The 12,695-nt window shown below is 59.8% G+C and carries 8 protein-coding genes and 1 pseudogene; 7 read left to right on the forward strand and 2 right to left on the reverse strand.

Going from position 1 to position 12,695, the window contains the following annotated elements; genetic code table 11:
• Positions 1-104 precede the first annotated feature (104 nt).
• Positions 105-1,868, reverse strand: coding sequence for a glucan ABC transporter ATP-binding protein/ permease (locus G3A56_RS12135; RefSeq protein WP_082183174.1), 1,764 nt, complete (start codon positions 1,866-1,868; stop codon positions 105-107).
• A gap of 520 nt (positions 1,869-2,388) precedes the next feature.
• Here G3A56_RS12135 and G3A56_RS12140 point away from each other — a divergent pair.
• The 6 genes and pseudogenes from G3A56_RS12140 to G3A56_RS12165 all read left to right on the forward strand — a co-directional run bounded on the left by G3A56_RS12140 (position 2,389) and on the right by G3A56_RS12165 (position 10,743).
• A complete protein-coding gene (locus tag G3A56_RS12140; protein ID WP_246231315.1) occupies positions 2,389-2,943 on the forward strand; it encodes a helix-turn-helix transcriptional regulator in 555 nt (184 codons plus the stop codon).
• 106 nt (positions 2,944-3,049) lie between these two features.
• Entirely contained in the window at positions 3,050-6,511 is a 3,462-nt protein-coding gene (gene pyc, locus G3A56_RS12145; protein ID WP_137067561.1) for a pyruvate carboxylase, read from the forward strand.
• A 132-nt stretch (positions 6,512-6,643) separates the two neighbouring features.
• The gene (locus G3A56_RS12150) at positions 6,644-7,444 is read left to right on the forward strand and encodes a DeoR/GlpR family DNA-binding transcription regulator (RefSeq protein WP_082183170.1); all 801 of its coding nucleotides are present in this window, start codon (positions 6,644-6,646) and stop codon (positions 7,442-7,444) included.
• 12 nt (positions 7,445-7,456) lie between these two features.
• On the forward strand, positions 7,457-8,647 hold the full coding sequence (locus G3A56_RS12155) for an MFS transporter (RefSeq protein WP_082183167.1): 1,191 nt from the start codon (positions 7,457-7,459) through the stop codon (positions 8,645-8,647).
• 120 nt (positions 8,648-8,767) lie between these two features.
• Positions 8,768-10,017, forward strand: a pseudogene (gene ispG, locus G3A56_RS12160) (flavodoxin-dependent (E)-4-hydroxy-3-methylbut-2-enyl-diphosphate synthase).
• Between the two features lie 63 nt (positions 10,018-10,080).
• Complete coding sequence (locus G3A56_RS12165) at positions 10,081-10,743, forward strand: YiaD family glycine zipper/OmpA-like lipoprotein (protein ID WP_003492547.1); 663 nt, start codon at positions 10,081-10,083, stop codon at positions 10,741-10,743.
• A gap of 154 nt (positions 10,744-10,897) precedes the next feature.
• Here the strand turns inward: G3A56_RS12165 and G3A56_RS12170 are convergent, their stop codons facing one another.
• On the reverse strand, positions 10,898-11,812 hold the full coding sequence (locus tag G3A56_RS12170) for a polyprenyl synthetase family protein (protein ID WP_082183165.1): 915 nt from the start codon (positions 11,810-11,812) through the stop codon (positions 10,898-10,900).
• A gap of 171 nt (positions 11,813-11,983) precedes the next feature.
• Here G3A56_RS12170 and mtgA point away from each other — a divergent pair, with 171 nt between their 5' ends.
• Positions 11,984-12,694 (forward strand): monofunctional biosynthetic peptidoglycan transglycosylase, encoded by a 711-nt coding sequence (mtgA, locus tag G3A56_RS12175; protein WP_003492542.1) that lies wholly within the window; start codon positions 11,984-11,986, stop codon positions 12,692-12,694.
• The last annotated feature ends 1 nt before the right edge of the window (position 12,695 follow it).

Below are 12,695 nucleotides of genomic sequence, written 5' to 3' on the forward strand. Positions count from 1 at the left end.
CGATTTGAGATCGTACTCGTTGCGTCGCGGAACGCACGAAGCGAACAAAGAAAAAGGGCGGAACATTGTGTCCGCCGTTTCTGTATTCCTTGCGCTATAAAGCCTTAGGAAGCTATCGCCTTTGGCCGGGGCTGGCCTTCGTCTTCCGTCAGCAGGCCGCTGGTGCGCAGCAGCGAGGTGAAGCGTCCGCCGCGCTGGCTGAGTTCGTCGAAAGTGCCCTTTTCGATGATCCGGCCCTGATCGAGGAACAGCACCTGATCGGCATCACGCACCGTGGAAAGGCGGTGGGCGATGATGAAGGTTGTGCGGTTCATTCTGAGCGCATCCACGGCGGCTTTAACGCGCGCTTCCGTTTCCACGTCCAGCGCACTGGTTGCCTCGTCGAGAACCAGGATGGGGGCATTCTTCAGGATGGCGCGGGCAATGGCGATGCGCTGGCGTTCGCCGCCGGACAGGCGGTTGCCGCGCTCGCCCACCTGCGTCAGGTAGCCATTGATACGGCTGTCGATGAAATCCGTCGCCGCCGCTGCTGCTGCCGCCTCAACCACTTCCGCATCCGTGGCCGATTCGCGGCCAAGGCGGATGTTTTCGCGGATGGAGCGGTTCAAGAGGCCGGCGTCCTGGAAAACGGTGGCGATGGAGTTGCGAAGCGAGTTCTTCGTCACGGTCGAAATATCGGTTCCATCGATCAGAATCTGGCCGGAATCCGGATCGTAGACACGCTGCAGCAGGTTGATGAGCGTCGTCTTGCCGGCACCCGTCGGTCCGACGATAGCGATCGTCTGTCCGGCCTTGGCCGTGAACGAGATGTCGTGAACACCCTGCTTGGTGTTGGCGAAACCGAAATTGATGTTACGGAATTCCACGGTGCCGGAGACGTTCGACAATTCGCGGGCATCACCCGGCTCTTCCCGTTCCTTGACGGAATCCTCCAGCACGAAGAAATCCTCGAGCTTGGCGCGCGCCTCGAAAATCTGCGTCACGAATTGGCGCATCTGATCGAGCCTGCCGATGAGAAGATTGGCAAAACCGATGAAGGCGATGACGTCGCCGACGCGCAATTCGCCGTTTTTCACCAGCACGGTGCCGATGACGAGGATGATCATCATCGAAACCGTCGAGGCCGTGCGGTTCAGCGCACTGGCGAAAGCCCACCAGTCAAGCACCGGATATTGCGCGCTCAGCAGTTTTTCGGTGAAGGATTTCAGCGCTTTCGTTTCGGCCTCGATGCGGTTGTAGCTGTGAAGCACCGACACGTTGCTGATGGAATCGCTGACATGGGCAAAAACGCTGTGATAGTGCTCCTCGACCGAAGCCTGGCCGTCCTTGGTCCGGCCCATCACCCACTTGCCGATGAACCAGTAGACGATACCGAGGCCGATCAGGACGAAGCTGAGGCGCAGATCCATGGCCATGGCTGTCGGAATAAGCAGCACGAGCGCCACGAAGGTTGCCAGATGCGTGCGCATGAATTCAAGCCAGAGGCCGAACAGCGTTTCGCTGGCGCGCAGCAGTGTGTGCAGCGCATTGGAGGTGCCGCGCTGATGGTGCCAGGACAGCGGCATCGAGATGATGCGCCCGAAGGCTTCCGTCAGTAGCGTCGCACGGCGGCCATGCGCCAGCCGGTCGGCCTCGCGGGCAACGGCGACATAGGCAACGGTGTTGAAGACGCCAAAGCCCGCCCACAGAATGAGGATGGACGTGACACCGCTGCCGGAAGAGATGGCGTCGATGATCCGTCCGAACAGCACGGGTTCGGCAATGGTTATCGCTGCAAGAATGACGTTGGCGATGACGACGACCGTGACACGCCATTTATGTACGGTCAGATAGCGCAGAGCGCGTGTGTAAACCTGAAACAAAGTCAAATTTTCAATCCAGTCCGGCGTCTTTTTCGAGCGGTTGATTGTTCGGTCTCAAGGCAATCCTTTTTTAGCAAGGTTGCATGAGACGGCGAAATTTGTGTAATTATCGCTCTTTCTGTCTGAATGGCGGCTTAACAAACTGACCGCGCGTGCGAACCGAAAAAAAACCGAACCCGACATTTCCAGAGGCGTCGTCACAAGATTTTGCATGTTCGTTTCAGGGATTGCTAACGATGACATGATCAATCTCATCCGACCGGCGCCCGAGTAACATGACGTCATCGCGGGACCATGTCCTTCGGTCATTCCTTTCAAGTCAAGCTCCGGGCCATGTGTCTTTAATGCACGATATCCTTCACTTCATCTCTGCGTGTTACCAGGCGGGAAGCGCCGAGCGCGTTCGCTCTGAATTCGCAACGCTTATTCGCGAATATGGTTTCGAATATTTCCTCGTCAGCAGGCGAATGACCGGGGAGCTTGCCTCCACCGGCCAGATTCTCGCGCAACATCTCCCGAAGGCTGGATCGAGGTCTACAGGGCCAAGAAATACAATCTCGTCGATCCCGTCCGCAAGGTGATCGGCATGGTGCATAAGCCGTTTCAATGGAAAGAGGCTCTCGAAGGCCTGCCCCGCGCCATGCATCGGAAAAGGGCAAGCGTGTTTTTTAACGATGCCGGCCGCTATGGCCTGCAGGGCGGTTATGCCTTTCCCGTGCATGGGCGCGCCGGATTTATCGGCGCGGTGTTCATTGGTGGTCAGGACAGGCAATTGCCCTCGCTCCAGGTCGAACTGCTGGATGCGGCCACGCGTGCGGTATTCTGGCGCCTGCTCGATCTTTCCGGTCAGGCTCACGGCCTCAACAATTCCCCGGATGTTTCCGCTCTCGAGTTGACGAAACGGGAAATGGAGGTGCTGACGCTGATGGCTGATGGCATGACCTCGACCGAAATCGGACGCCAGCTATCGATCTCCAACCATACGGTCGACTGGTATATCAACGGAATCCAGCGCCGGTTCAGCGCCAAGAACCGGCAGCATACAGTCGCGCTCGCTTTTCGCCACGGCCTGCTGAGCTAGCGGCGACAGGACGGTTCTCTCCCGAATTGCCCTTTCCAAGACCGGGTTTTGCTGCTTAATTCCGCAGTGCAGCAGAAATTTTGTTTTGGCGTGTGGGGAGACCGTCTTGAAAATATCGAAAATACTTGTTGCCAACCGATCCGAAATTGCGATCCGCGTTTTCCGGGCAGCGAATGAGCTGGGGATAAAAACCGTCGCGATCTGGGCGGAAGAGGACAAGCTGTCTTTGCACCGCTTCAAGGCGGATGAAAGTTATCAGGTCGGCAGAGGCCCTCATCTTGCCAAGGATATGGGACCGATCGAAAGTTATCTTTCGATCGAGGAGGTTATCCGCGTCGCCAAGCTTTCGGGAGCCGACGCGATCCATCCCGGCTATGGCCTTCTGTCCGAAAGTCCTGAATTCGTAGAGGCCTGCAACAAGGCGGGTATCACCTTCATAGGACCGACGGCGGATACGATGCGCCAGCTCGGCAACAAGGTGGCTGCCCGCAATCTTGCCATTTCGGTTGATGTACCCGTTGTTCCCGCCACCGATCCGCTGCCGGACGATATTGCGCAAGTCGAGCGCATGGCCGAAGAAATCGGTTATCCCGTCATGCTGAAGGCCTCCTGGGGCGGCGGCGGCCGCGGCATGCGCGCCATCCGCAAAAAGGAAGACCTGGCGCGTGAGGTGACAGAGGCCAAGCGCGAGGCGAAGGCCGCCTTCGGCAAGGACGAGGTCTATCTCGAAAAGCTGGTGGAGCGCGCCCGCCACGTCGAGAGCCAGGTTCTCGGCGATACACACGGCAATGTCGTGCATCTGTTCGAGCGCGATTGTTCTATTCAGCGCCGCAATCAAAAAGTGGTTGAGCGTGCACCCGCACCTTACCTCAGCGAAGCGCAGCGCCAGGAACTGGCAGCCTATTCGCTGAAGATCGCAGCCGCGACAAATTATATCGGCGCCGGCACGGTCGAATATCTGATGGATGCCGATACCGGCAAATTCTACTTCATCGAGGTCAATCCACGCATTCAGGTGGAACATACCGTCACCGAAGTCGTGACCGGTATCGATATCGTCAAGGCGCAGATCCATATTCTGGAAGGTGCCGCAATCGGCACGCCGGAATCGGGCGTGCCGAAGCAGGAAGATATTCGCCTCAACGGGCATGCGCTGCAGTGCCGCATCACCACGGAAGATCCGGAACACAACTTCATTCCGGATTATGGCCGTATCACCGCTTATCGCTCGGCGTCCGGCTTCGGCATTCGTCTGGATGGCGGCACGTCCTATTCGGGAGCGATCATCACCCGCTATTACGATCCGCTGCTGGTCAAGGTAACGGCCTGGGCGCCGCAGCCGGACGAAGCGATCAGCCGCATGGACCGCGCGCTGCGCGAATTCCGTATCCGCGGCGTAGCGACCAACCTGACCTTCCTCGAAGCCATCATCGGCCATCCGAGTTTCCTCAACAACACCTATACGACCCGCTTCATCGATTCGACGCCGGAACTGTTCGCGCAGGTCAAGCGTCAGGACCGCGCTACCAAGCTGCTGACCTATCTTGCGGATGTTACGGTGAACGGCCATCCGGAAACCAAGGGCCGCGTCAGGCCGCCGTCGAATGCGGCGCAGCCAGTCGTGCCCTATATCGACGCGCCGACGCCGGATGGTACGAAGCAGTTGCTCGACCGGCTGGGACCGAAGGGTTTTTCCGACTGGATGCGCAATGAAAAGCGGGTGCTGGTGACCGATACGACGATGCGCGACGGCCATCAGTCGCTGCTGGCCACGCGCATGCGCACGCACGACATTGCCGGTGTGGCGAGCGTTTACGCCAAGGCGTTGCCGCAGCTTCTGTCGCTGGAATGCTGGGGTGGTGCAACCTTCGACGTTTCCATGCGCTTCCTGACCGAAGACCCGTGGGAGCGCCTGGCGCTGGTCCGCGAGGGTGCGCCGAACCTGCTTCTGCAAATGCTGCTGCGCGGTGCGAACGGCGTCGGATACAAGAACTATCCCGACAATGTCGTGAAATATTTCGTCCGCCAGGCCGCAAGGGGCGGTATCGACCTGTTCCGTGTGTTCGACTGCCTCAACTGGGTGGAGAATATGCGCGTCTCGATGGACGCAATCGCCGAGGAGAACAAGCTCTGCGAAGCGGCCATCTGCTATACCGGCGATATCCTCAATTCGGCGCGCCCGAAATACGACCTGAAATATTACACCAATCTCGCCGCTGAGCTGGAACGTGCGGGCGCCAATATCATCGCCGTCAAGGATATGGCGGGGCTTCTGAAGCCTGCCGCTGCCAGGGTGCTGTTCAAGGCGCTGCGGGAGGCGACCAGCCTGCCGATCCATTTCCACACCCATGACACATCCGGCATTGCGGCTGCGACCGTGCTTGCCGCCGTCGATGCGGGCGTGGATGCGGTGGATGCCGCCATGGACGCGCTTTCTGGCAATACATCCCAGCCCTGCCTTGGCTCCATCGTCGAGGCGCTGGCCGGGTCGGAGCGGGATACCGGTCTTGATCCCGAATGGATCCGTCGCATCTCCTTCTACTGGGAGGCGGCGCGCAACCAGTATGCGGCTTTCGAAAGCGACCTCAAAGGACCGGCCTCGGAAGTCTATCTGCATGAAATGCCGGGCGGCCAGTTCACCAATCTCAAGGAACAGGCGCGCTCGCTTGGCCTGGAGAGCCGCTGGCACGAGGTGGCGCAGGCCTATGCCGATGCCAACCGCATGTTCGGCGATATCGTCAAGGTAACGCCGTCTTCCAAGGTCGTCGGCGATATGGCGCTGATGATGGTGAGCCAGGATCTGACGGTTGCCGATGTCGAGAACCCTGATCGTGAAGTGTCGTTCCCGGACTCGGTGGTTTCGATGCTGAAGGGCGATCTTGGACAGTCGCCGGGCGGCTGGCCGGAAGCCCTGCAGAAAAAGGCGCTGAAAGGTGAGGCGCCCTACACCGTGCGTCCCGGTTCGCTGCTGCCGGATGCCGACCTCGATGCGGAAAGAAAGGCGATCGAAACCAAGCTCGAGCGCTCCGTGAACGACTTCGAATTCGCGTCCTATCTGATGTACCCGAAAGTGTTCACCGATTTTGCGCTCACTGCCGAGACCTATGGTCCGGTCTCGGTCCTGCCCACTCATGCCTATTTCTACGGCATGGAGGATGGGGAGGAGCTGTTTGCCGATATCGAACGCGGCAAGACGCTGGTCATCGTCAATCAGGCCTCATCCGGCACGGATGACAAGGGCATGGTGACGGTGTTCTTCGAGATCAACGGCCAGCCGCGCCGCATCAAGGTGCCGGACCGCGCCCATGGCGCATCGGGTTCTGCGGTCCGCCGCAAGGCTGAACCCGGCAATGCGTCGCATATCGGCGCGCCGATGCCGGGCGTGATCAGCCGCGTCTTCATCAATCAGGGTCAGGAGGTCAAGGCCGGTGACGTGCTCCTGTCCATCGAGGCCATGAAGATGGAAACAGCGCTTCACGCCGAACGTGACGGCAAAATCGCCGAGGTTCTGGTGCGCCCCGGTGACCAGATCGACGCGAAGGACCTGCTGATCTCCTACGCCGAATGATGCGCTGACGCGTGACATTTTACCTGTCGGTATAGACGCCCGCCCTTTGGCGGGCGTTTTGCTGTTGCGCCTTTGCTAAAACTCAATTATGCATGTTCGTGCACGTTTATTCCTGTTTATGCATGAGTCCCTATGAACGATCATTTTGTCAGCGAGCGCCAGGCGCTCATCCTTGCGCAGTTGCGGCAAAGCGGCCGTGTGCTCGCGCAGGATCTTGCGCAGAACTTCGGTGTCTCCGAAGACACGGTCCGCCGGGATCTGCGCGAGATGGCGGCGCGTGGCGAATGCCTGCGGGTTTATGGCGGGGCTTTGCTTTCCGATAGCACGACCGTGCCGCTGAAGACGCGTATTGCCGAGGATGCCGACCGCAAGGCTTCGCTGGCGCGCGCAGCCATTCCACTTCTCGAGCCGGGCATGGTCGTTTTCATCGATGCCGGCTCCACCAATCTGGCCATCGCCAGAGCGATCCCCGCCGGTCTTAACTTGACCGTGGTGACGAATACGCCGGCCATCGCCGCCGAACTGACGGGGCGAGCCGATATCGATCTGGTGCTGATCGGCGGCAAGGTCGATCCGGCCGTTGGCGCTGCGATCGACGCCATGGCTTTGCGGCAACTTGAATTGATGCGGCCCGATCTCTGTATTCTCGGCGTTTGCGGCGTCGCGGACGAGACCGGCCTTTCGGCGGATGTTTTCGAGGATGCCGTGTTCAAGCGGCTCGCCTGCAGCGCCAGCCAGCGGATTGTCGCCGCCGTTACCACGGAAAAGCTTGGCCACAGAGCGGCTTTTCACGTGCATGATTTTTCCCCGCCCCTTTCCCTGGTGCTCGAACATGATGCCGACCCGGCACTGATCGAGGCGCTGTCGGCAAGAGGTGTACAGCTTCACTGCGGCGATGATGACGCCGTTCGATTTTCCCATGGTCAAGTCTGAAGGATATTGCCGATGAACGGCCCCACGACATTTTCGCCAACGGTGAAGCGCTCATCCTATCTGACGCGCCACAGGCTTGGTGTGTCCCTGCTGTTTTTGATGAACGGTTTCATGATGGGGTCCTGGGCCCCGAAGATTCCGGAGTTTGCGGCGCGTTTATCCCTAAGCGAAAGTGCGCTCGGCCTGATCATTCTGGTTTTTGGCATCGGTTCGCTGGTTTTCATGCCGATCGCCGGTTCCCAGATCGCCCGTTTCGGATCGCGCACGGTCAGTCTCGTGACAGCAGCGATCTTCCTGCCGACACTGCTTTTCATCTCCTGGGCAGGCACGATCTGGGCGGGAGTGATCGCGGTTTTCCTGTTCGGCGGTTTGACGGGGGCGATGGATGTCGCCATGAACGCCAATGCCGTGGCGGTCGAGCGTGACATGCGCCGCGCCATCATGTCGTCGTGCCATGCCTTCTGGAGCCTCGGCGGCCTGATCGGTGCCGGTCTTGGCGGTTACCTCATCACGGCAATCGGCGTTCAGGGTCACGCGATTGCACTGACAATTATCGCCCTTGTCCTGCTGGTCATTGCATGGCCGCGTGTTCTTGCGGATCGTCCGCACGCCGAGGAAGAGCGCCCGAAGGGCGGCTTGCCGCTGACACCCTTGCCGTGGATCATCGGCCTGATGGCGTTGTTTTCGATGATCCCGGAAGGTGCGATCCTCGATTGGGGTGCTCTTTATCTGCGCAACGAACTCGGTGCTTCCGTCTCGCAGTCCGGTTTCGCCTTCGCTGCATTTTCCATGACCATGGCGATCATGCGTTTTGCCGGCGATCTGGTGCGCGACAGGTTCGGGGCCGTCCGGACCCTGCGTTTCTGCTCGGTCATGTCGATCACCGGTCTTCTGATTGCCGGTCTTGCGGGAAATTCCACTTTCGTGATTATCGGTTTCGCCATTGCCGGTATTGGTATTTCCAACATGGTTCCGATCGCCTTTTCGGCTGCGGGCAACATGCCCGGGCTGGCACCCGGCATCGGCCTGTCGGTCGTCACCACCATGGGTTATTCCGGCATTCTGGTAGCGCCCTCGGCCATCGGCTTCATTGCCGAACATACCGGCCTTGCCAGCGTCTTTCTCGCTCTGCCGTTGCTGCATGTGGTGGTTTTGCTGCTTTCGCGGCTTGCCCGGCATGCGGATGGCGCTGGCAAGGAATAGGCGTCTCGAATTTTGCCATGATTGCGGTAAAGTAGAAGCTCTTACGCGTTGGGTGTTGACAAGGAGGCCCCCTTGTTTCACCTCAATTGCCAGACCTTGCCGCAAGCTCCAGAGACCGCCATGACGTCACACGCCGATTACGATCCAAAGCCCCGCCGCGCATCCGTCGCCGTCGACGTGGGCGGCGTCATCGTCGGGGCGGCGCGCCCGTTGTCGTGCAATCCATGACCAATACCGACACCGCGGATATTGACGCCACTGTGCAGCAGGTGGCGGCGCTTTTCCAGGCTGGTTCGGAAATGGTGCGCATCACCGTTGACCGGGACGAGAGCGCCGCAGCCGTGCCGAAAATCCGCGAGCGGCTGCTGCGTCTTGGCATGGATGTGCCGTTGATCGGTGATTTCCACTATATCGGCCACAAGCTTCTGGCGGATCATCCGGCCTGTGCGGAAGCTCTGGCGAAATACCGCATCAATCCCGGCAATGTCGGCTTCAAGGACAAGAAGGACAAGCAGTTCGGCGAAATCGTCGAAATGGCCATCCGCTACGACAAGCCGGTTCGCATCGGTGTGAACTGGGGATCGCTTGACCAGGAATTGCTGACGACGCTGATGGACAAGAACAAGGAGGAGGGTTTTCCGCTCTCCGCCCGTCAGGTCACCCGTGAGGCCATCGTCCAGTCGGCGCTGATCTCCGCCGAGCTTGCCGAAGAGATCGGCCTGCCGCGCAACCGCATCATCCTTTCTGCCAAGGTCAGCCAGGTGCAGGATCTGATCGCGGTTTATTCGATGCTGTCGGAGCGATCCAACCACGCCCTGCATCTCGGTCTTACCGAAGCGGGCATGGGTTCCAAGGGTATTGTCGCCTCTTCTGCCGCCATGGGTTACGTGCTGCAGCACGGCATTGGCGACACGATCCGCGTCTCGCTGACACCGGAGCCGAATGGTGACCGCACCCGCGAGGTGCAGGTGGCGCAGGAATTGCTGCAGGTCATGGGTTTTCGCCAGTTCATTCCGGTCGTTGCGGCATGTCCCGGCTGCGGGCGCACCACGTCCACCGTCTTCCAGGAACTTGCCCAGAACATTCAGAACGACATTCGCAAGAATATGCCGCTCTGGCGTGAGAAATATCCCGGCGTCGAGGCGCTCAATGTTGCCGTCATGGGCTGCATCGTGAATGGCCCCGGCGAAAGCAAACATGCCGATATCGGCATTTCGCTGCCCGGAACCGGCGAGAGCCCCGCCGCTCCAGTCTTCATCGACGGCGAAAAGGCTCTTACCCTGCGTGGGCCCAATATCGCCGCCGATTTTGAAGCGCTTGTGATCGATTACATCGAAAAGCGTTTTGGCCGGAAAGATGCGGCGGAGTAAAGAGTACCGTGAAACCGGAATTCCACTGTCATACCTCCTGAACCCTTCGGAGCATCAAACTACATGATCAAGAAAATTGCGATCGTTGCCCTTTGCGCGACCTATCTTTCCTCCTGCACCACCACCGACCCCTATACCGGCGAGCAGAAGATGTCGAACACGGCGGGCGGCGCCGGCATCGGCGCTGTCGTCGGTGCTCTCGGTGGTCTGGCTGTCGGCGGTTCGCCGACGGGTCGCCGTAACGCAGCCCTCATCGGTGCCGGTATCGGTGCGCTTGCCGGTGGCGCCATCGGCAATTACATGGATGGTCAGGAAGCCGAATTGCGCGCCCAGCTTCAGGGCACGGGCGTTTCTGTTAGCCGCCGTGGCGACAGCATCGTTCTCAACATGCCGTCGAACATCACCTTCGCGACGGATCAGGATCAGGTCATTCCGCCGTTCTATCAGACGCTCGATTCCGTTGGCATCGTGCTGAACAAGTTCAACCGCACGCTGATCGACATCAACGGCCATACCGATTCCACCGGCAGCCCCGGCTACAATCAGGGCCTCTCGGAGCGTCGTGCCGCCTCGGTTGCCAATTATCTTGGCGCACGCGGCGTCGATCAGCGCCGTATTTCGACGCTCGGCTTCGGTCCGTCGCAGCCGATCGCTTCGAATGCAACGCCGGATGGTCGCGCCCAGAACCGTCGCGTCGAAGTGCTGATTTCGCCGCTCAAGGGCTAAAGCGCACGTAGCTTTCCTACCGTCACCCCGGACTAGATCCGGGGTCCAGCGCGATCAAGTCCTTGATCGCGAAAGACTCCCGTCACGACGCAGACGCGCCGTGACTGGATGCCGGATCTAGTCCGGCATGACGGAAGACGCTACGAGAACCTTGTCAGCTTTTTCGCTCGGCGATGAATCTTGCGGCCGCGATGAGAATCGCGGCCTTTTCGCCATAGGGGGCCAGGAGTTCACCGGCTTCCGCCACCAGTTCCTGAAGTTTGCCGCGCGCCCAGTCCTCACCGCGCAGCGCCACCAGCGTTCCCTTGCCGCGTGCGGCGTCCTTGCCGGTTGCCTTGCCCATGGTGGCGGCATCGGCCGTCAGGTCGAGGAGATCGTCGGCAAGCTGGAAGGCGAGGCCGATCTTTTCACCGAAGAGGCGCAGTCTTTGCCTTTCGGAAATATCGCTGCCGGCGATGATCGCGCCGGCTTCGCAGGCGAAACGCAGCAGCGCACCGGTTTTCATAGCCTGCAATGTAACAATGCCTGCTTCGTCCGGAGCCTTCTTTTCCGCAGCGAGATCGAGCGCCTGACCGCCGGCCATCCCGCCGATACCCGCTGCGCGGGCGAGTGACAGCACGAGAGCGGCCTTGCGATCTGCCGAGAGCGGATTTTCGTCCGACGCGATGATGTCGAAGGCGAGCGTCAGCAGGCTGTCGCCGGCGAGAATGGCAGTCGCCTCATCGAATTTGCGATGCACGGTCGGCTGGCCGCGACGCAGATCGTCATCGTCCATGGCTGGAAGATCGTCATGCACCAGCGAATAACAATGGAGGCATTCAAGTGCAGCGCCGACATAAAGGGCAGCATCGGCATCTCCGCCCAAAAGGGCAGCGCTTTCAATGACGAGGAAAGGCCGCAGACGTTTGCCGCCGTTCAGCACACCATGACGCATGGCGTCGAGCAGGTTTTGCGGGCGCGTAATCTCATCCGCGCGCGCCTCTGCGGACAGCAGGCGACCAAGCAGGGATTCGGTCTTTGCCGCGTTATCGCGCAGCCGTGTTTCGAAATTCGTCATCTGAGCGTCCATGTCGCGCTCTTTGGCATGCCGCGCGGGGTCAGGCAACCTTTTCGTGATTCCTGAGGTCAACTGTTTGACCGGACTCGCCTTGAAGCCGGCAATGGAATATGAAAGGCTTCGATTGGTGCGGGGCTTTGACGAATATTGAGCAGTACGCCTGAAAGCGACGCAGATTACGCCGTGCTGGCGGAAGACCGGAGCAGTCCGAAGGTGGATTTTCGCACGTTGGCAAAGCGTATCTTCTTGACCTTGCTGGCATTGCTGATCCTGCCCTATCTGCTGATCCCGGTTTATGCGCTGCCTTTCATCCGGCCGGTCTCGACGCTGATGCTTGCCGATCTGGTGACCTTGCAGGGTTATGACCGGCGCTGGGTGCCGCTTGAGGATATCTCACCGCGCCTCGTTCAATCCGTGATGATGTCCGAGGACGGGCAATTCTGTTTCCATGGCGGCGTTGACTGGAACCAGATGCAGTCCGTCGTCAGCAATGCGCTCGACGGCGCCTCCACCCGCGGTGCCAGCACTATTCCGATGCAGACAGCCAAGAACCTGTTTTTATGGAACGGCCGTTCTTTCCTGCGTAAGGGGCTGGAACTGCCGCTGGCGATTGCGGCCGATTTCGTCTGGTCGAAAAAGCGGATGATGGAAATTTATCTCAACGTTGCCGAATGGGGGCCTGGCATTTACGGCATTGAGGCGGCGGCGCAACATCATTTCAAGGTGCCGGCTGCAAAGCTCAGTTCCCGTCAGGCAGCGCTGCTCGCCGTTTCCCTGCCCAATCCCATCGACCGTGTCGCCGGCAAGCCGGGTCGTGGCCTGCAAAGACTTGCCGGCCTTATAGAACGACGCGCCCGGGCCTCCGGGGCTTATGTCGGCTGCGTGCTGGACTGAC

This window comes from Rhizobium oryzihabitans (genome assembly GCF_010669145.1).
Classification (GTDB): domain Bacteria; phylum Pseudomonadota; class Alphaproteobacteria; order Rhizobiales; family Rhizobiaceae; genus Agrobacterium; species Agrobacterium oryzihabitans.